General features: G+C 41.2%; 20 protein-coding genes. 6 read left to right on the top strand and 14 right to left on the bottom strand.

All coding sequences use genetic code 11. From position 1 onward, the window contains the following. Positions 1-176: 176 nt before the first annotated feature. Both MIC7126_RS31020 and MIC7126_RS0118020 read right to left on the bottom strand, forming a co-directional pair. Positions 177-665, bottom strand: a complete 489-nt coding sequence (locus MIC7126_RS31020; RefSeq protein WP_017654565.1) for a DUF5615 family PIN-like protein — start codon at positions 663-665, stop codon at positions 177-179. Further along, the gene (locus MIC7126_RS0118020; RefSeq protein WP_017654564.1) at positions 662-961 is read right to left on the bottom strand and encodes a DUF433 domain-containing protein; all 300 of its coding nucleotides are present in this window, start codon (positions 959-961) and stop codon (positions 662-664) included. The genes MIC7126_RS31020 and MIC7126_RS0118020 overlap by 4 nt, the downstream gene beginning before the upstream one ends. 68 nt (positions 962-1,029) lie before the next feature. Here MIC7126_RS0118020 and MIC7126_RS0118015 point away from each other — a divergent pair, with 68 nt between their 5' ends. Continuing rightward, positions 1,030-1,236, top strand: coding sequence for a hypothetical protein (locus MIC7126_RS0118015; protein ID WP_017654563.1), 207 nt, complete (start codon positions 1,030-1,032; stop codon positions 1,234-1,236). A 22-nt stretch (positions 1,237-1,258) separates the two neighbouring features. After that, positions 1,259-1,534, top strand: coding sequence for a hypothetical protein (locus MIC7126_RS0118010; RefSeq protein ID WP_017654562.1), 276 nt, complete (start codon positions 1,259-1,261; stop codon positions 1,532-1,534). Here the strand turns inward: MIC7126_RS0118010 and MIC7126_RS0118005 are convergent. From MIC7126_RS0118005 to MIC7126_RS0117985, 5 genes are all read right to left on the bottom strand, one after another. Further along, positions 1,516-1,800 (bottom strand): type II toxin-antitoxin system RelE/ParE family toxin, encoded by a 285-nt coding sequence (locus MIC7126_RS0118005; RefSeq protein ID WP_017654561.1) that lies wholly within the window; start codon positions 1,798-1,800, stop codon positions 1,516-1,518. The genes MIC7126_RS0118010 and MIC7126_RS0118005 overlap by 19 nt on opposite strands. Further along, positions 1,797-2,018: a hypothetical protein gene (locus tag MIC7126_RS0118000; RefSeq protein ID WP_017654560.1), complete on the bottom strand. Its 222-nt coding sequence runs from the start codon at positions 2,016-2,018 to the stop codon at positions 1,797-1,799. Before MIC7126_RS0118000 ends, MIC7126_RS0118005 begins: the two co-directional genes overlap by 4 nt. A gap of 120 nt (positions 2,019-2,138) precedes the next feature. Beyond that, positions 2,139-3,230 (bottom strand): hypothetical protein, encoded by a 1,092-nt coding sequence (locus MIC7126_RS0117995; RefSeq protein ID WP_017654559.1) that lies wholly within the window; start codon positions 3,228-3,230, stop codon positions 2,139-2,141. A gap of 169 nt (positions 3,231-3,399) precedes the next feature. Continuing rightward, positions 3,400-4,230 (bottom strand): alpha/beta fold hydrolase, encoded by an 831-nt coding sequence (locus MIC7126_RS0117990; RefSeq protein ID WP_017654558.1) that lies wholly within the window; start codon positions 4,228-4,230, stop codon positions 3,400-3,402. Between the two features lie 294 nt (positions 4,231-4,524). Further along, the gene (locus MIC7126_RS0117985; protein ID WP_017654557.1) at positions 4,525-5,250 is read right to left on the bottom strand and encodes a lysophospholipid acyltransferase family protein; all 726 of its coding nucleotides are present in this window, start codon (positions 5,248-5,250) and stop codon (positions 4,525-4,527) included. Between the two features lie 380 nt (positions 5,251-5,630). Here MIC7126_RS0117985 and metG point away from each other — a divergent pair, with 380 nt between their 5' ends. The 4 genes from metG to MIC7126_RS31345 all read left to right on the top strand — a co-directional run bounded on the left by metG (position 5,631) and on the right by MIC7126_RS31345 (position 9,478). Further along, the gene (metG, locus tag MIC7126_RS0117980) at positions 5,631-7,232 is read left to right on the top strand and encodes a methionine--tRNA ligase (protein WP_017654556.1); all 1,602 of its coding nucleotides are present in this window, start codon (positions 5,631-5,633) and stop codon (positions 7,230-7,232) included. A 165-nt stretch (positions 7,233-7,397) separates the two neighbouring features. Further along, on the top strand, positions 7,398-8,027 hold the full coding sequence (locus MIC7126_RS0117975) for a LabA-like NYN domain-containing protein (RefSeq protein WP_017654555.1): 630 nt from the start codon (positions 7,398-7,400) through the stop codon (positions 8,025-8,027). Continuing rightward, positions 8,027-9,292, top strand: a complete 1,266-nt coding sequence (gene lptC / locus MIC7126_RS0117970; RefSeq protein ID WP_017654554.1) for an LPS export ABC transporter periplasmic protein LptC — start codon at positions 8,027-8,029, stop codon at positions 9,290-9,292. Before MIC7126_RS0117975 ends, lptC begins: the two co-directional genes overlap by 1 nt. Before the next feature lie 3 nt (positions 9,293-9,295). Then, the gene (locus MIC7126_RS31345; RefSeq protein WP_154655921.1) at positions 9,296-9,478 is read left to right on the top strand and encodes a hypothetical protein; all 183 of its coding nucleotides are present in this window, start codon (positions 9,296-9,298) and stop codon (positions 9,476-9,478) included. Positions 9,479-9,511: 33 nt separating this feature from the next. Here the strand turns inward: MIC7126_RS31345 and MIC7126_RS0117965 are convergent, their stop codons facing one another. The 7 genes from MIC7126_RS0117965 to MIC7126_RS0117930 all read right to left on the bottom strand — a co-directional run bounded on the left by MIC7126_RS0117965 (position 9,512) and on the right by MIC7126_RS0117930 (position 18,302). After that, the gene (locus MIC7126_RS0117965) at positions 9,512-10,834 is read right to left on the bottom strand and encodes a D-alanyl-D-alanine carboxypeptidase (protein WP_017654553.1); all 1,323 of its coding nucleotides are present in this window, start codon (positions 10,832-10,834) and stop codon (positions 9,512-9,514) included. A 606-nt stretch (positions 10,835-11,440) separates the two neighbouring features. Further along, positions 11,441-12,544, bottom strand: a complete 1,104-nt coding sequence (locus tag MIC7126_RS0117960; protein WP_154655920.1) for a hypothetical protein — start codon at positions 12,542-12,544, stop codon at positions 11,441-11,443. Positions 12,545-12,551: 7 nt separating this feature from the next. Next, a complete protein-coding gene (locus tag MIC7126_RS0117955) occupies positions 12,552-13,952 on the bottom strand; it encodes an MBOAT family O-acyltransferase (protein WP_202951048.1) in 1,401 nt (466 codons plus the stop codon). Between the two features lie 930 nt (positions 13,953-14,882). Further along, a complete protein-coding gene (locus MIC7126_RS0117950; RefSeq protein WP_017654550.1) occupies positions 14,883-15,953 on the bottom strand; it encodes an LOG family protein in 1,071 nt (356 codons plus the stop codon). A gap of 438 nt (positions 15,954-16,391) precedes the next feature. Then, positions 16,392-16,721: a thioredoxin gene (trxA, locus tag MIC7126_RS0117940; RefSeq protein ID WP_017654548.1), complete on the bottom strand. Its 330-nt coding sequence runs from the start codon at positions 16,719-16,721 to the stop codon at positions 16,392-16,394. A 22-nt stretch (positions 16,722-16,743) separates the two neighbouring features. Further along, positions 16,744-17,109 carry a hypothetical protein gene (locus MIC7126_RS30590; protein ID WP_154655919.1) on the bottom strand — a complete coding sequence of 122 codons (366 nt, stop codon included), beginning with the start codon at positions 17,107-17,109 and terminating at the stop codon, positions 16,744-16,746. A gap of 29 nt (positions 17,110-17,138) precedes the next feature. Then, on the bottom strand, positions 17,139-18,302 hold the full coding sequence (locus MIC7126_RS0117930) for a GuaB3 family IMP dehydrogenase-related protein (RefSeq protein ID WP_017654546.1): 1,164 nt from the start codon (positions 18,300-18,302) through the stop codon (positions 17,139-17,141). Positions 18,303-18,791: the final 489 nt, after the last annotated feature.

Below are 18,791 nucleotides of genomic sequence, written 5' to 3'. Positions count from 1 at the left end.
AACCAAAATGCTTACTCATTTAGCCCAAATGCTTACTGTTTTTGGTATTTTCCGCAAGCAAAATGCTGAAATGCTTACTCATTTTGGTATTTTCCGCAAGCAAAAAGGCAGATTGCTTTCTCAAACTACAGTTTTAAATCGCAAAACCCGTAGGGGCGGGGTTCATTAGTGTCAACTTAAGCCATAGATGGCTTATTGCAAGGCTTACTTGCCCACCTTGGAATGAATTCCAAGGCTAATAGCCAAAGTTTACTAAAGTAAACTGAGGATTTTTTAGAATTTTTAGTCATCTTGAGATGACTTTTCCTCTTAGACTCAGAATTCATTCTGAGGCGGGCTATGGGTTTAGCCTTAAGTTGACACCAATGGGTTTTCCCGCCCTCAATTGTGTTGCATCCAACCGAGTAATTCTGATCCAAAAGAGCAATTCCTGAGTGCATTTCATTGTTCATCGCAAATTCCGTATGAATCTGGCAGAAATCACCGATGTTGTGGCTATAAAGCACTCGTTGTTGCTGAGTAGCTAGGCGCAACTGTTCAAGATCAATTAAGCCTGCGGTTTGAGTTTCGTTGACGGTGATGACATCGATTTTGCGGGCATGGAGTCCTCTAATCAAGGATTGATCCTGGGAATCTTCATCGATATAGAGGCGAATAATACTCATCCTATTCCAGTGGAAGTTTGATGAAGCATCTCTAGCCGTTGTGCTTCTGCGGCTTGATGAGCAATATCGGCTTCAATTTCGTTAGTATTGGCGTGATAATAGGCTAGATCTGCGTAGACTTCAGCAAGGGTGACATTGCCAATGCGATCGCTTATTTCCTCAGCGACTAGACCCCGCTTGTACCAGTGAACAATTCGTCGCACAGTGATTCCTTTGCCTGAAACATGGGGAACACCGCCGTGGAGTCCGGTCGTGCGGCTGATGAGTGTCCCAATGTTGATGCTGGTCGCTGTCATTTACTGTGGGGTATCAAGTGTGAGTTATATCTATACTATAAGAAAAGTATTTAGGTAACGACTCAAATATGGGTACTTTGCCAGAAATAGAAGCTGCTATCAAACAACTACCAGAAAATGATATTCGTCAACTGGCTACTTGGTTGGAAGAATATTTAGAACAAATATGGAATCAGCAAATTGCATCTGATTTGACATCGGGAAAATTAAATAAGTTAATTGCTAAAGCTGAAGCTGATATTGCAGCAAACAGGTTACGAGATATTATCCCATAATTACTAAACAAAAATTTGCTATATGGAATCATCAAATATACGTACAAAACTCTTGAAAGAAATAAATCTTATTCCTGAAGAAAAACTAGAAGAAGTATATAATTTTATTTATTATTTTCGAGTCGGTGTGGAGGCATCTAAAGGTACACCAGAAAGAATTATGCAGTTTGCTGGTTGTTGGGACGATATGTCTGATGAAACATTTGCTGATTTCAATCAAGAAATAACCACGCGTCGCCAGCAGGCTTTTTTGGAGATAAGAAGCAATAATTTTATTTCTCAATATACCTCATCATGAGTGCCAATATCAATTAGCACAATCATTTCTTCATTTTGATCAATATTTTGCTCAAATGTGTAGATAATACGGCAATCATATTCAACCCAACAAGCCCATAAACCGTCTAAATCACCCTTTAATTTGTGTGATTTTAAAGTAGGTGCAAATGGATCAGTTACAAGTAATTCCAAAACTTCAAAAATCGTTGCTTTTAAGCGAGGATTTTTACGAACAACTCGTTTAAAAGCGCGTTTAAAACTATTATCCCAAACAAGAACTCTCATTCTTCACTTAACAAATCAGCCCGTAGCTCCTCAAGAGTACCATGCTTGGCTGTACCTGTTTTAATTGATTTCAGCGTTTGTGCAGCGTTTTTAGCAATTTCTTGACGCCGTTTTTCAATACGCCTTTTAGAAATGAGTTCGAGTAGTAAATCTTGCTCTTCAGTCGAAAGAGCTTCTACATATTCAATGACTGTCTGAAAAGATACTGATTTGCTCATCGACAGTATTTATATTTTTTGAAAAGTTTATATTCTTTCATCTTCAACACCATTGTAATATGGCGCTTCTCGTTTTTTGAGGATAAATCAAAGCGATCGCCATTTCCCATTCCCTCAACCCTATACCGCATTAAGATTAAATTTAAGAGCGATCGCATCGATCACTTGTTGCTCTTTTGGTGTAATCTGATGATCAAGCTGGGCTATCTTCTTGCATTGCGCTAACAGGGGAATAGCAAAGTCACGATTAAGTTGATTCAGCAAGCTATCTAAAGGCTGGGGTGATTGGATATCTTCGGCTATGGCTGTTAAAGAGGTTTCGCTGAGATTTGCAGCTTTGAGTTCGGGTAAAATTTCTGCCCAAGTTTTTTCTGGATGACCAGCTTGGATCATATGCACTAAAATTTTATCCATGATCACTTTTTGAGCGATCGCACTTTCTAAATAATCTGCGCTTTCTTGTTGGAGTTTGGCAATTGTTTCTTTATCGGTCAAGGAAACTGATTCATCTAGTTTGGCTTCATAAAACCGACAAGCAGCATACCCCAATGAATAGATCATAGTTGCATTTGAACTAACTGCGATCGCCGCGCCCGCAAAAGGTACATTTCTCAACAAACCTAAACCCGCAGCTTTCAAAAGCCGACTTCCACCCAAACCTAAACCAAAAATCGCCAACACTTCACCTTTACGAGCGGGATCTTTTAAATCTAGTCCGTAAACAGCGGCGATTTGATAAAGCATATCTGATTGTAATTTGGTTGTAGCTGTCAAATCAATTGCTAACAACGCTGCCGCAAATCCTGGTAAAACACTAGTTGCTAATCCAATACTACCAGCTTGAGTTGCTTTTTCCACCATAATTCGGTGAGCAATTTGACTGGGTGATTCTTGGGGATACTTTTGTTTAAGTTTTTCTGCAGCTATTGCAGCTTTTTCCAAATCCACACTGTCACTAGCGCCAATCAACCAATTAAGATTTAAAAAACCAGATACTTTGCGAATCAACCAATTTTTGCTGAGATAGTTAACTATTTCCCCGCCAGTTTGAGTTGACTTTTCAATTAACTGACGTGTTTGTTGCGTTGCTTCTACTGCTTTTTGGGTAATTATTTTCCCCACTCCGCCAATTGTGCTACTCAAGAAATTAAAAGCAGATGGTTGATTGTTTTTATTCTCTTTTTGCTGTGTTGATGTGGATTTGTTTGTCATGGTGCTACTGTTCAGAAAGCCTCTGTTTCTAAACAGTAGCGAAATATCATATCCTTGACATCTATCTAAAAGCACAATTTTTGAGTACAAAATTAACAGTACTCTTGGCTGAATTAATAGATTCCATCAAAAGGCGACTAGAAAGGGAATAAGCCGCAGGTATCGCCTGTTAACTGACTGAATCTTTAACTGTTATCCCACTCATTACCTCAGTCCTATTTTCTAAAAAGTTATTCTCTTTAAGAATTTCATACAAATTAATATCTTTCTCTAGCAAACAAGCATGTCCGCTGTGAGGTAATATCACAGCTTTACTGTTGGGTAAAATATTAGCTAAACGTCTAATTTCACTTACAGAAGGTAAAAGGCGATCGTAAACGCCAGCTATTAACAAAACTGGTTGAATCAGACGCCGTAAATCTGCTTGATCAACATGAAACTCTCTGAGCAAAGACAATCGCCAATAGACTGTTTCTGGTGGAACTGAACGCATAGTTTTCAGTAATTCTTGGCGATCGCTACGACAAATGCGAGGCAAAAATGCTAAAAATGGTAATAAGCCTAGTGCACCTAAATCATAAAGACATGGATGCACTAACTCAGTTAATCGAGAAGCCCAATCTAACCAAGGACGTAGATGAAAGCTAGAAGCTGGGTTAATCAGAATAACGCGTTTAAACAATTGCGGCGCATTCACCGCTACTTTCATCGCCAAAGCACCCCCAAAGGACTCACCACACAAATAAACTGCTCTTTGGGAGCTTTTTTCTAATTCTGCATGGATTAAGTCGAGGACATTATTACTCAGTTCTTCCCAACTAGTGAGATCTTTACGAGGAATGGTCAAGCAGCGCACATCAAAACCAGCTTCTAATCCCGCAGTTTGCGATCGCAACAATTCACCTGTGCCATCCATTCCTGGTAAATAGACAAACAGTGGTAACTCTAACTGTATACGTTTAGGAGTCAGGAAACACGGCTTTAACTCAACTTGTGGCATGATAAAATCCGATTTTAATCTTCTGGTTTTATAGAGTTTTTTCTATGCAAACCCAAGGCTGGATATATATAAAGTCTTGGGCGTCAAAATGTTACATTTTAACGAAAATCTTATAAAATCATAACTTGAATAGCAAAACCGGATAAAAATATTCCTCTTTTAATTAAGGAAAGCAACACTTAAGTATTAATAAGTACTAATTTGATACGTACTGCAATCAGGTATTCACCCTTCACCCCTCATCCTTCATACTTCATCCTTCACCCTTCATCCTTCATACTTCATCCTTCATCCTTAATAACAACCTTGACGCAGTAATTTAGTGATTTCATGATGACAGTAGCCTGTTAGTTCAGCAACAACAGTTTTGGCTTGTTTTCCTTGATATTTTTCTTGATGTTGGGGTTGAATCCAATAAGGCTGACCAATTAATACAGCAACTCGACGATAAAGAACTAAAGGATGCCAACCTGACTGCTGGAAAAAAGGTTCTGAAGGATCGAATAAACTCAACAATCTCAAAGGAAAAGCTGCAGTGTTTACTTCTTCTAAGGAGGCGATCGCTATTGGTAAAATAGCTAAATCTTTCACAGCAGCTCGCAATGCTAAATGAGCAAATCCTCGTTGAAATTCACCTACATGACTCGCCGAAGTAAATTTTACCATTGGCTCAGTTCCTTCGGGAAAAACTCCCACCATCTGCTTTGAGAGCAACAAAGCTTGTGACTGCGTAAAAAAACTATGTTGACGATGTTTGCTTTCTTCTAAAGGAAAACAACCCAAAGCACCCGTGACCAGTTCTCGCATCAATGGCACTTGTCCCATATAGTGATGACAAGCAAAACGGATCGGACTCGATAGCGCTGACATCAAAACCATTGCATCCATAAAGCTGCGATGATTGCTCACCACCAACACACTAGCGTCTCTAGGAATGCGATCCTCATAATAGCGAAACATTTGCGTTGCCAACGCTGTTAAAAAACTGTTAGAAATCAACTGGGGGCTATTTAGACTCATAACTAATTAGTATATTTTTCAGAAAGTATCGCAGTTAATCTTGACTTAACTTTTACATTTCTTCACCGCTCCCCTTAACCGTCTTAAGGTAGAAATGTCTTAATCCATCAGGGCTAAGATATTTTCTGAATTAAAAGTTTTGTGTTGAGAGTCACAACAAATCCCGTTAAAAGCTTTGGGGAAAAATTATTAATAGATAATTTTCACCTTTTGGCGATAAATTAGCTATATCTATACAGATCGTCTCACCATCCTACATTTAATAAATTTGCTACTATTAGGATGTTGTTTGAAAAAATAGGAGTTGTGTTATATAATTGCGTGGTTTTGTCGATAAAAGTTAGATAGAAAACGTTTTAATAATCTGTTTTTAATTTTGCATGAATCTCGTGGATAAAACAAAAAAGACATTTGCACTGACAACGCCGTTATATTATGTAAACGATATACCCCATATAGGTAGCGCTTATACAACAATTGCAGCTGACGTTGTAGCTCGGTTTCAAAAACAGTTAGGCAATCAAGTACTGTTAATTACGGGTACAGATGAACATGGGCAAAAAATCCAGCGGACAGCAGAAAGTTTAGGGAAAGCACCACAGGAATTTTGCGATCAAATAGTCCCCAGCTTTGTTAGTTTGTGGGAATTATTGAATATTCAATACGATCGCTTTAGTCGAACTACCGCACCCCGTCATCAAGGGATTGTTAAAGAATTTTTTCAAAGAGTATGGGAAGCAGGAGACATCTACAAAGGACAACAAACAGGCTGGTACTGTGTATCCTGTGAAGAATTTAAAGAAGAACGAGAATTGTTAGAAGGACGCCGCTGTCCAATTCATACTAACAAAGAAGTCGAGTGGCGAGACGAGCAGAACTATTTCTTTCGTCTATCTAAATATCAAACTCAACTAACAGAGTATTATCACTCCCAACCAGATTTTATCCAGCCAGCCAGTCGCCGTAATGAAGTCTTAAGTTTCGTGAATCAGGGATTGCAAGACTTTTCGATTTCACGAGTGAATTTAGACTGGGGTTTCCCAGTACCAACAGATCCCCACCACACCCTCTACGTCTGGTTTGATGCGTTACTAGGGTATGTTACAGCATTACTAGAACCTGATGAGGAACCAACATTAGAAAATGCTTTAGCTAAATGGTGGCCGATTAACCTACACCTGATTGGTAAGGATATTCTCCGCTTTCATGCAGTGTATTGGCCAGCAATGTTGTTATCCGCTAGTTTACCATTACCAGAGCGCGTATTTGGGCATGGCTTTTTGACCAAAGACGGACAAAAAATGGGCAAAAGCCTAGGTAATACCCTCGATCCCGTGGGGTTAGTCCAGCGCTATGGTAGCGACGCCGTTCGTTATTACTTCCTTAAGGAAATCGAATTTGGCAAGGATGGCGACTTTAATGAAATTAGATTCATTAATGTTTTGAATGCAGATTTGGCAAATGATTTAGGCAATTTGTTAAATCGCACCCTCAACATGGTGAAGAAATACTGCGCCGGTAATGTACCAACCATCGCTCATACAGCTATTCCGGCTGATAGTCCTTTAAAAGCGATTGGGTTATGTCTAGGGGAACAGGTAAAGCAAGCCTATGAGGCGCTAGCTTTCAATCAAGCTTGCGAATCTGTCCTATTGCTGGTACAGGCTAGCAACAAGTTTATTGATGAACAAGCTCCTTGGTCATTATATAAGCAGGGACAGCAACAAGTATTAGAACAAGTACTGTACGCAGTTCTGGAATCGGTTAGACTAGCAGCTTATCTTTTGTCCCCTGTGATTCCGAACATCAGTGGCGATATCTATCAGCAACTGGGCTTCGGGATCAACTTTAACGATCCCATAGAGAGCGCCACTACAGCACCTTTTGGCAGCCACGCCCAATGGGGGTTACTATCCAGTAAACAACAATTGGGTACACCCCAACCCATATTTAAACGCATAGAACTGCCAAAAAACGATTAGTACTGACAATTTTTGATTTGGTTAATTCTCTATTTTCTGCCAAAAATTTCATCGGGGCTGTTTTTATTAGCCCCGGAAGATTATCATAAGCCTTTCTTACTTGCATCTAAAAAGTAAAATTTTTGTATCAAATATCACAAGGATAAAATTCGAGGTATGACAACAATGTTGAATAATTTGGAAAACGATTCGATATTTACGCCAGAACAAGTTTTGGAAAATCGCGGTCGAGTCGCTATATTTATTGATGGTTCAAATCTATTTTATGCTGCCCTGCAACTGGGGATCGAGATTGATTATACCAAGTTGTTGTGTCGATTAACTGGTGGTTCTAGACTGTTGCGGGCTTTTTTCTACACAGGAGTAGACCGGACAAACGAGAAGCAACAAGGGTTTTTGTTGTGGATGCGCCGCAATGGTTATCGAGTCATTGCTAAGGATTTGGTGCAACTACCAGACGGCTCAAAAAAAGCTAACCTGGATGTAGAAATAGCGGTAGATATGATGGCTTTGGTAGATTCCTATGATACAGCAGTTTTGGTTAGCGGGGATGGAGATTTAGCCTACGCAGTAAATTCAGTTAGTTATCGCGGTGTGCGAGTCGAGGTTGTGAGTTTGCGCTCGATGACCAGTGATAGTTTAATTAATGTGAGCGATCGCTACATTGATTTAGAAGCCATTAAAGAAGATATCCAAAAAACCCCCCGCCAAAGTTACCCATACCGACCCTTATCTACCATGGGCTTTTTAGAAGACCCCAGAGATACTGATGGACATTTAGAAATTCAAGACTAATGCAGCATCAACAAGGCAAGAAAAATTTAAGAGGGAATTTCCGCAATCAGGGGGAAAATAATATAAACTTCCCCCACTTTTTTTTATCTCGGATCCTGAATCTTTTACAATTAAAAAAAACTTGGCGTTATCTACCTTTAACTATTTGTTTGTTGATTGGTTTAGTTGGCTGTCGTGGGAGAATTCCCACCAATGCTAAACCCGGCGCTTCTGCGTCACCTGGACAGGATGAAAATAGTAAATTAACTTTTTTTGGCGTAGCTTTTGAACAATTTGATGAAGTGGGGCGACCAATTTGGAAAGTCAACGCGAAACAAGCCAAATACACCAAAGAAAAACAAATCGGTGAAGCAGAAAATCCCTCTGGTGAACTGTATCAAGACGGAAAAGTAGTTTATCAAATTACCGCAGAAAAAGCAGATATTGAGCAAGATGGTAAGCAATTATTTCTCAAAGGAAAGATAGTAGCTACCGACCCGCGCAATGGAATTGTGTTGCGAGGTAATGAATTAGAATGGCGTCCCAAAGAAGACTTATTAATTGTCCGCAACCAATTACAAGGAACACATAAACAATTACAAGCAGTAGCACGAGAAGCAAAAGTTAAAACCCGCGAACAGCGCATGGAATTTTCGGGAGGAGTGGTCGCTACCTCCGCCGATCCCCAAGTGCAAATGAAAACAGAACATTTATTATGGCAAATCAAAGCCGAAAAATTAATTGGCGATCGCCCTGTACAAATTGACCATTATAAAAATAATCAACTTAGCGATCGCGGTACAGGAAATGCAGCTGAAGTCGATTTAAAAACCAAAATTGCTACTCTCAAACAAAACGCCCAGATAGAATTACTCAACCCACCAATGCAAATCACGAGTAATTCAATCAACTGGAACATCAACGCCGAAAATCTTACCACCAATTCACCAATTCGCGTCGTACATAAAGCCGAAAATGTAACAGTAACTGCCAATCAAGGCGAAATGAAAATACCGCAAAAAACAGTATATCTCACAGGCAACGTAAACGCCATTGGACAGCGGCGCCAATCCCTTCAATCTCAAACATTGACTTGGTTTCTAGACAACAAATTAGTCGAAGCCCAGGGAAATGTAGTTTATCAGCAAGCCGAACCGCGATTAACATTTACAGGTGACACCGCCGTTGGTAATTTGCAAACAGAAAACATCGTCGTCAAAGGCGGTAACACTGGTAATAGAGTAGTTACAGAAATTATTCCCCAAGAGAGAGGGAGGAGGGAATAGGAGATGGGGGGATGGGGAGATGGGGAGATGGGGAGTGTGGGGGGTGTGGGGAGTGTGGGAAGTGTGGGGGGTGTGGGGAGCCTCTTGCAAAAGTCTTTCTTAGCGTCCTCTTCTCTGCGTCTTTGTCTTGAAAAGTTTTGTGGAAGGAAACCTTCCCCACAAACTTTTCGCTGCGCCTCTGCGTGAAACAAAAAAAGACTTATACACCAAGCCCAAAAACTAACTTCCAGACAAAACTTGATTGCGATTAATCGCGCCCAGTTCAGGTAGAGGCTGCATAGGAGAGTGGGGGGTCAGGACAGCGGGGACTTCTGGGGCGATTTGCAACTGTTTGACAAGCTGTTGTAAAAGCTGATCTTGTCCGGTGCGGAAAGCAGAGACATTTGTACCCCGGTTGAGGATAGCGAACCAAACCAAACCGCGATCGCGTGTTGGCATGACTCCAGCTAAGGCGCTAACATCTCGGAGAGTCCCCGTCTTCATCACTGTACCAATAGGCATGTGTCGGCTGTGCATTGTTCCCCGCTGATCGAATCCAGACATGGGAAATAAATCAGCCAGTGTGAGTTGGTTGGCTACTGCTTCCCGTTGCATAGCCATAAACATAGCGCAAACAGCCCTGGGGGAAATGCGATTTTCTGGCCCTAATCCGGAACCATTAATTAATTGAATCTCCGTGCTTGGTACCATAGCTAGTCTCGCCGCGGTGGATTGTACCACTGGAGCACCTCCCACCGACTCTGCTAACATCTCTGCTATGTCGTTGTTGCTAAAGACATTCATTTCTTTGATAATTTGTCGCAGAGGTAGGGAACGGTGACGAACTAGTAATATTTGTTGAGTGCTGGTTGGTGTGCCTAATTTCACAGTCCCAGCGATCGCTACTTTTGGCTTGGCTGTACCCTTGGGCATAATGGAGTGGATATAATTTGCTGGGCGAGTCCAAGTGGCAGAATTGAGCGCTTGTTTGAGAAACTGACCTGCGAGTAAGGGTTCGCGCTGGAAGTTCATCGCAAAACTACCAGTAATTACCAGATTCCCCTTTACTTGCTTGATCCCCATTTTATTTAAGGTATTACCGAGAGCGATCGCCTCTTCCCAAACAAACATCGGATCACCACCACCGGTAATCACCAAATCACCTTGCAATACACCATTAACTAGAGGCCCTGTAGTGCTCACCAATGTCTCAAATTGATGATTTGGGCCCCAAGTTTTGAAAGCTACCAGTGAAGTAGCCACTTTAGTTAAAGAAGCCCCAGGTAGAGGTATCGTCCCTTGGTGATTAGCCATCAACATCGGGCCAGACTGCATCCAAATTCCCTGACTCTGGATTAGATTCGCCGCTACCAGTTTTGATGTCAGCAAACCCTTGAGATATGCTTGTACAGTATTCGCCCCCGCTGGATTGGGATCAGGTGCAACCACCAAGCCTGGGCTACTCTGCCAAGCTAAGGCGTCTAAAGCATCTAAAGGCTTAATTTGGACTCCCGCCATTTCTAGCCAGAGTGAAACCAAACCTGAACCTAAGATTTCCAGCATGTTTTATTCCTCTATTAGGATGTATGACCTTGTTTCCTGTGCTAATATACGAGATTTTTTTTAGATCATCAGCATGGAGTTATGATAACTGGTGTTTTTACCATCAGGAAGTAAGTTAGATAACATTGTTTCTGTTATCAACTAAACAATTTGTTCTGACATAACTTTGGCGAAAAGAGCGCAGAAAATCTTGCATACACCAGTAGTAACAAATGTGGTCAGTGATTGTTTATTAAAAGGGGATAGGGGATAGGAAAAGCATCCCTAGTATAGATGGCAGGTGTAAAGCTGTAAATATTGGTGCAATCGTACCAATTTTGAATTTGAGATTTTGGATGAAAAATCCTTACCATCAAACAGTTCCAGATATTTTAAACAATACTAATTATTCCAATTTGGTATTAATCGAAAAAACGCCAAATATCTAAATAGCAATATATAAGATGCACAAAGGGGCCGGTTTTCCTGGCCCCTCTCTAACATATTTGTTATGGCTCTCACCAAGTATTTCAGAACATAATCAGAACATAAAACGCAGATACCAAGCAATTTTTAACCCTATCCCCCAGTCCCTAGTCCCTATTCTCTACCCCCTCCTAATATTTTCTAATTTTGATTAATTAGCTTTAACATTGCCTCGGCAATTTTTTTGTTGCCTTCTTTGGTAAAATGTCCGTCACCGACAAAGTTTGCCGGGTCGGATGCTGGCACAATATTATGAGTACTTACATAGGGAATGGAATTACTTTCTAGAGTCGGTTTGAGAGCTTGGAATAAGTCATCATCATAACCGCGATCGTTGATCAAAAATACTATTGGCAAAAGGCGATCGCTCTTAGCTGTCGCGGCAAATTTAGTCACAATCTCTTTCAACAATGGCACTTCATAATCTTGATTAAATCCATTTTTGGCACTATAAGCTTGGTTGTCAATCGCTTTTTGTTGTCCTTGAGCAAAAGCTCTCCGAATCAACCGCACTGTTGTAAAATTGTCAAGAAAATTATGCTGGAACAAAAATGGATTGAAGAATTGATCGTTCTCTCTCATTTGAGTTAAGAATTCACTCCACTTTTGCTTGTCTTCAAAAGTTGTCCGCAGTTGAGCCAAAGATGTAATCTGCGGTTGAATTTCTTCTAATTTACCATCTTTTAAAAAGTATTTAGGATAGGTGTAAGGTGCGGGACTTTCAAATTGCCAAGTCATCCCATTCATGGCTCTCATAGCTTTGGTCGTAGAAGCGAGAACACCCAAAACTACAACTTTCGCCTCATGTCTACCGCGATCTAAATTATACGCTGCGAATGCATAACTGGGAGGAGCAGCCGGCGCTGCGATCGTTCTTAAGGTAATTTTGGGATTGATTTCCTTCATTGCTTCTCCCACTTGCTGTGCGAAGGACATCCCATAAATCGCCACTAACACATCTTCACCAACAGCAGGTTTAGTCGCTAAATTTAACTTTTTCCATAATTGTGGATCTAACCAACCAGCCACAGCAAGAGCAGAACTAGCTTCATCTGTTGGTCGAACCATCTGAGAAAGTTTACCTTCCACAGATAACCCATAGTTAAAATAGCGGCTGAGTTGTTTAGGTTCGACTTGTGGATTTGACGGATAAGGAAACAAAAAATTAACTGCGACATCGATTAAAAGTAAGCAACAAATAATCCACAGTCCAGTGATAAAAGTGCGCCGAATTTCTTTCTTCACAGCTGCTTTAGAATGTGGAATAGATGAACTGTGTTGGTGCATTACTCTGTCCCATTAATAAAATAAAAATCACGATCGCATAAAAAGCAGCCCTAGCGGGAATGGGAAACCGATATCTAAAGTCTGGTTTACCAAAGATATATCCTAGAATTTCGTAGCCAATAAGTACGGGAATTCCCATCAGTGCAGATAGCGGTGGCTTTGGTACATTCAAAGCTAAATTCCCCACATCTAAAAACAGAATTTTAGTAAAAGTGATGATTTGTTCTAGAGATGTGGCTCTAAATAAAAGCCATCCATAACAAGTGAGGACGAAGAATATTAAAGTCGCAGCTAAACCTTGAATAAAAACCAAAAATTTGTTGTTTGCAGTTTCTTGATTTTTCTTAGTTCCAAAAAATCTGTATATACAAAGCACCGCACCCTGATAAAAGCCCCAAATTACAAAATTCCACGCGGCGCCGTGCCACAATCCACCTAATATCATTGTGATCATCAAATTGCGATAGGTAGCCAAATTTCCCCGCCGACTACCACCCAAGGGGATGTAAAGATAATCTCGTAACCAACTAGAAAGGCTAATGTGCCAGCGATTCCAAAATTCACTAGGATCTTTAGAAAAATAAGGCAGGTTGAAGTTTACCATCAACTCAATACCAAATAGTTTTGACACACCGATCGCCATATCGGAGTAGCCAGAAAAATCGCAGTAAATTTGGATGGTATAGTATAAAGTACCAACAACAACACTCAACCAGGAAACGCCATTAGTTGCTTGATAAACTGCATCGACAGAAGGAGAGATACCGTCAGCGATCGCTACTTTTTTAAATAATCCAAATAAAATCAGAAAAATTCCTTGGACTGACTGCTCAAAGCTTAATTTTCGGGGATTTTCTAGCTGCGGTAATAATTGGGAAGCTCGGTCAATTGGCCCAGCTAACAACGGTGGGAAGAAGGCGAGAAACAAAGCAAAATTAATGAAGTTGTTTGTAGCCTCTACCTTATTTTTATAAATATCAACAAGGTAAGAAATTGCTTTGAATATATAAAAAGAAACTCCCGCTATCAGCACAATATTTAAGTGAAACAAATTCACCTTCAAACCAATCGTACTGATAACTGCTTCTGCACTATCACTGAAGAAATTAAAGTATTTAAAGAACCCTAAAATAAAGAGAGTTGCACAAATACCCACACGCAAAAATAGCAAGCGTGTTTGCGCTTCTGTGAGTTTAGCTAACTGAGGATAAAGAGATTTAGTAATTAAGTTCCGACTACTACCATTTAATCTCCCAGTCCCAATAATTCCCCCACAATAAAAAACTATCACCGTGGAGAAAATAATCAAAAAAACTAACCGCACGTCTAGCCAAGCATAGAAAATGTAACTAGCTATAAGCAACATTACATTTTGCCAACGCCAAGGCAAACATCGGTAAAGTAAATAAGTGACCGCAAGAAAAACAACGAATTCAATAGAATTAAATGACATTTACGCCAAATTCCCAATAACTACACAGTTCACCATGCACCACTTGAGATTTATGTTCTAAATTTTGGCTCGACAAAACATCAGCAATTCGTTTTGCTGCTTTGGAGTTAATATATTCTTCTCAATAAACCCTGTTACCCTAATAATGATCAATAAGTATGACCTTGATTAAGGGTATCAAATTTTTCTGCAATTTTTCATATGCATATAGCTCACCCTGGGCTACTACAACGCTGAAGATTTTTATTTGTTCAGATAATTTTTAATCTTTATGTATATCTGAATTTAGGTTATGTAATAGCCTCGGCAATAATCTCACTATCACCAGAACTTGTCAAGCATATCTGATAGCAAGTTAGAAATAAATCTTAATTGTATAATCGCGCACAAAAGCTGTTATTGATGAAAATAAGCTTCGTCCAGATAATATTCTATTTCCACACATTAAAAGTTTTACCTTTGTTACTTTTGTTACATCTGTAGCCACATAGATTGGGACATGAAATCAAGATAAAACGCTTACATAAAGGGACTTTTAGCCCATTGGTGTCAACTTAAGCGAGAAATAGCTTATTTGTTGGCTTCCACACCCGCCCAGAACTGAAGTTCAAGGCTAATAACTAAAGTCTACTGAAGTAGACTAAAGATTTTTTGCATATTTAGTCATCTTGAGATGACTTTTGCTATGAGACTCAGAATTCATTCTGAGGCGGGACAAGGGTTTCGCTTTAAGTTGACACCAATGCTTTTAGCCCTGTTCCCTGTTCCCTATTCCCTGTTCCCTAGTCCCTATTCCCTGTTCCCTGCTATACTTTAGGGGTGGATATTTCCACCCAATTATGCCTACTTCCTTTCTGGATGACCTGTTTGGGCTAATGAATGAGTACCCATTTGATTAATCAAGCTAATCATCTGATATAAGCGCCCCAAGTCTCGTTGGTTAAAATACAAAATCAATCGGGGTAATTCTGCTGTTTCGTCCTGTCCTTCTTGGGGTAATATCTGACTTTTTTCAATTCGCCCTTTGACGAGGATGTCATTAAATTCGCTATTGAGTCGCTCCAACTCCTCTGCTGATAAATCCGTCGTCAAGCGGATCACCAACTGCTCGCCTACATAACGGCTGGAATGATAAACCTGATAAAATCGAGTGATCGCATCGCACGCCACATCCAAATCGTCTGTCACGGTGTAGAGGCTAGGATCATCAGGACTCACAAGACCTTTTTGCACTAATTGCTGATCAATATACCTACTCCAAGACTGCCAATAATCACCACCGGGCGGGTCTATCAACACCAAAGGTACAGGGCCAAATTTACCAGTCTGACTTAAGGTCATACACTCAAAAGCCTCATCTTGAGTGCCAAAACCGCCAGGAAACAAGGCGACTGCATCACTTTCTTTGAGGAGAAACAGCTTACGTGTAAAGAAATATTTGAAATGAATCAGCTTGGAATCACCCTCAATCACCGGGTTAGCTTGTTGCTCGAATGGTAGCTGAATATTTAAACCAAAGGAATTCTCTCGTCCAGCGCCTTCGTGTCCCGCTTGCATAATCCCACCACCACCGCCTGTCATCACCATAAATCCCAATTGAGAGACAGCGCGACCAAATTCTACTGCCATGTGATATTCTGGTGTATCTGGTGCTAGACGAGCCGAACCAAAAATAGTAACTTTGCGGACGTGTCGGTAAGCGTGAAACAACTGGAAACCGCGTTCCATGTCCGCTAGAGAAGCCGACAATATCTTCCAATCGAGACGCTCAATGTCACTATCAGCCAGACGCAATATAGTTGTCAGTGCCTGCTGAATAAATTGCCGATTTTTTAAATGCGGTAAGCGGTCTATTAATTCAGCAATATCCGCTTGGAGAGACTCTAATGTGTCAAAGGACGCAGATGAAGTCATGAGAACTGTCGCCACAATGGCATTATATTTTACCTAATTTTGGTGTGCTATTTATCAATTACTGCTTTGCTGGTTTGTAAGAATGGGAAACTTTGAGCATCAGACTTCTGGCATCAATCATCTTTTTGAGCTTTTTGCTGCGCTGGGAAACGCTAACAAAAACACCAAAAAATCATTTGGGCAAAAAGTCTTTGGCTTTTGAACAGTAAAAAGCACCTTTGGTTAATTATCAACCAAGGCGCTTTTGGCGATCGCTTTTGCCAAATCGTCTTCGTTGTCAGAAATAACAGCTTTATCTAACAGTAGTCATCTAAAATCAATTACTACTGCATGAAATTGTGTAGAGACGCGAAACCTCGCGTCTCGCCAACTAGTTGGCCAATATTTACCTAAATTTAGACCTAATGGACAAATCAAATCAACAGGACTTACCGTAGGTTAAGGTTCGAGATACTTTTCCAAAGTGTTAGCTAATGTAGTTTTAGGCACGGCACCGACAACCATATCAACTTTTTGCCCACCTTTAAAAATCATTAAAGTGGGAATGCTGCGGATGCCGTACTGACTTGCAACATTAGGATTCTCGTCAGTATTGACTTTAACTACTTTTAATTTACCATCGTACTGAGCTGAGATTTCATCTACAACAGGAGCTACCATGCGGCAGGGACCACACCAGGGCGCCCAAAAGTCAACTAAAACAGGTACCTCGCTGTCGAGTACCTCTTGCTTAAACGTGGAATCCGTAACTTGTTCGGCTGCTGACATGCCTAAAAACCTTTGCCAATTATTATTCTGACTTTCGTGAAAATTCTACCATAGCAAAAACAGTTGCTTGGGAGCGCAACAATGTACATTTGCTAAGAAGCTCTAGATTTTGTTCACAAACAAAAGGAACCGCCCGAACAGTAGTCCGGGCGGAGTGTGGTGTGAGGAGTGAACGGAAACATGCGTCTCCGCTATTCCCATTGTAGGCTACATATCGGATTTTTCCAGCAATTGTTTGGCAGACCGGAAAAATTTCTGAATGGGGAATTGGGGATTGGGGAGGGTGGGGAGTGTGGGGAGATGGGGAGATGGGGAGATGGGGAGATGGGGAGATGGGGAGAATAAAGAATTTATGCTCACGCTTGCTATCTTCCCCCTCCTCCCACACCTCCCCACACTTCCCACACTCCCCACCTCCTATTTACCCATGCCCAGTTGTTGAGCTTTTTGGTAAACTTTGCCTTCAGTCAGCAGAGAAGGAGCAATCACAACTTCCACCTGTTGCATTTCTTTAATGTTCTTAGCTCCCAAGGTGCCCATACTCGTTTTTAAGGCTCCTAGGAGGTTGTGAGTGCCGTCATCGAGTCCGGCTGGGCCAATGAGTATTTGCTCTAAACTACCGGTGGTGGCGACGCGGATACGAGTCCCACGGGGCAGAACCGGGCTAGGAGTTGCCATGCCCCAATGATAACCCCTGCCTGGGGCTTCGGCGGCTCTGGCGAAGGGAGAACCAATCATGACGCCATCGGCGCCGCAAGCGATACATTTACAAATGTCACCACCTGTGATTAAACCACCATCGGCAATCACGGGAATATAGTTACCAGTTTCTCGATAATAATCATCTCGTGCGGCGGCACAATCAGCGATCGCTGTGGCTTGAGGTACACCCACACCCAACACACCACGGGAAGTACAAGCTGCACCAGGGCCAATTCCCACCAATACCGCCGCCGCTCCTGCTTTTAACAAATTCAGCGTCACTTCATAGGTGACACAATTGCCCAATACTACGGGAATCGGCATAGAATGGCAAAATTCCGCTAAATCTAGGGGAATTAAAGATTCAGGTGACAAATGCGCTGTGGAAACAACCGTAGCTTGGACGAAGAATAAATCTGCTCCGGCTTTCGCCACCACTTCACCATATTTACTTGCACCAGCTGGGGTAGAACTCACCGCCGCAATCCCACCTTGAAGTTTAATTTCTTGAATCCGCTGGGTAATTAGTTCCGGCTTAATCGGTTCGGCATAGAGTTCTTGCATCAAAGCCACAAATTCATCTTTGCCCACGGCGGCAATCCGATCTAAAATTGGCTCTGGATCGGCATAGCGAGTTTGGATACCTTCCAAATTGAGGACGCCTAATGCTCCTAACTGCGATAAGCGCACAGCCATACGAACATCGACGACGCCATCCATCGCACTGGCAATGATGGGGATTTCACGCTCAATATTGCCAATCCGCCATTTAGTATCCGCTAGAGAAGGATCTAGTGTTCTTTTACCAGGGACTAACGCAATTTCATCAATTCCGTAGGCTCTGCGAGCTGTTTTCCCCCGCCCAAGTTGAATATCCACGCTTAAACTTTGCTCAAATCTCTGTGTTGTAGATAGGGTATCAAATTGTGGGAGTAATTGCAGCGAGATGTTTACATCCAATAGCGATCGCTACGGTTACGGTAGAGTTATAACAAGTATTTTGGATGACAATGAGTGATCAGAGCGATCAGGTAGCGTTTTTGTCATTTTCCCCACACAAAATCTATGTTGAGACGATTGTTTATTGTTGGCTTCTTGGCTGCTGTCTTTCATGGCGCACTCAATTCTCCGCTGACACAGCCCCTCGCCTCAGTCAAGAAGCTGCTGCATTTCTCAAAAAGGCAAAGCAAATTCGGGGCAATATGAAAGCGGAAGAAAGTTGATGGTATCTGCGTCCATGTTGCTGCTAAAATTACCAATCATACTCTGTATATTTTTCTGCGCCAGCGTTTTGGTATTGATGTTCTTACTTTATTCACATTAGGCGTATTATATTAGTCCTAGTCTAATTAATTGTTATAAATTGTC

This window comes from Fortiea contorta PCC 7126 (assembly GCF_000332295.1).
GTDB classification, from domain to species: Bacteria; Cyanobacteriota; Cyanobacteriia; order Cyanobacteriales; family Nostocaceae; genus Fortiea; species Fortiea contorta.
Note: the sequence above shows the minus strand (reverse complement) of the source record. Positions and strands in the feature narration are given on the sequence as shown.

Excerpts from the sequence above, each read along its gene's own strand:
- MIC7126_RS31020 (WP_017654565.1), bottom strand. The coding sequence starts at position 665 with ATGAGTATTATTCGCCTCTATATCGATGAAGATTCCCAGGATCAATCC.
- MIC7126_RS0118020 (WP_017654564.1), bottom strand. The coding sequence starts at position 961 with ATGACAGCGACCAGCATCAACATTGGGACACTCATCAGCCGCACGACC.
- MIC7126_RS0118015 (WP_017654563.1), top strand. The coding sequence starts at position 1,030 with ATGGGTACTTTGCCAGAAATAGAAGCTGCTATCAAACAACTACCAGAA.
- MIC7126_RS0118010 (WP_017654562.1), top strand. The coding sequence starts at position 1,259 with ATGGAATCATCAAATATACGTACAAAACTCTTGAAAGAAATAAATCTT.
- MIC7126_RS0118005 (WP_017654561.1), bottom strand. The coding sequence starts at position 1,800 with ATGAGAGTTCTTGTTTGGGATAATAGTTTTAAACGCGCTTTTAAACGA.
- MIC7126_RS0118000 (WP_017654560.1), bottom strand. The coding sequence starts at position 2,018 with ATGAGCAAATCAGTATCTTTTCAGACAGTCATTGAATATGTAGAAGCT.
- MIC7126_RS0117995 (WP_017654559.1), bottom strand. The coding sequence starts at position 3,230 with ATGACAAACAAATCCACATCAACACAGCAAAAAGAGAATAAAAACAAT.
- MIC7126_RS0117990 (WP_017654558.1), bottom strand. The coding sequence starts at position 4,230 with ATGCCACAAGTTGAGTTAAAGCCGTGTTTCCTGACTCCTAAACGTATA.
- MIC7126_RS0117985 (WP_017654557.1), bottom strand. The coding sequence starts at position 5,250 with ATGAGTCTAAATAGCCCCCAGTTGATTTCTAACAGTTTTTTAACAGCG.
- metG (WP_017654556.1), top strand. The coding sequence starts at position 5,631 with ATGAATCTCGTGGATAAAACAAAAAAGACATTTGCACTGACAACGCCG.
- MIC7126_RS0117975 (WP_017654555.1), top strand. The coding sequence starts at position 7,398 with ATGTTGAATAATTTGGAAAACGATTCGATATTTACGCCAGAACAAGTT.
- lptC (WP_017654554.1), top strand. The coding sequence starts at position 8,027 with ATGCAGCATCAACAAGGCAAGAAAAATTTAAGAGGGAATTTCCGCAAT.
- MIC7126_RS31345 (WP_154655921.1), top strand. The coding sequence starts at position 9,296 with ATGGGGGGATGGGGAGATGGGGAGATGGGGAGTGTGGGGGGTGTGGGG.
- MIC7126_RS0117965 (WP_017654553.1), bottom strand. The coding sequence starts at position 10,834 with ATGCTGGAAATCTTAGGTTCAGGTTTGGTTTCACTCTGGCTAGAAATG.
- MIC7126_RS0117955 (WP_202951048.1), bottom strand. The coding sequence starts at position 13,952 with ATGTTGCTTATAGCTAGTTACATTTTCTATGCTTGGCTAGACGTGCGG.
- MIC7126_RS0117950 (WP_017654550.1), bottom strand. The coding sequence starts at position 15,953 with ATGACTTCATCTGCGTCCTTTGACACATTAGAGTCTCTCCAAGCGGAT.
- trxA (WP_017654548.1), bottom strand. The coding sequence starts at position 16,721 with ATGTCAGCAGCCGAACAAGTTACGGATTCCACGTTTAAGCAAGAGGTA.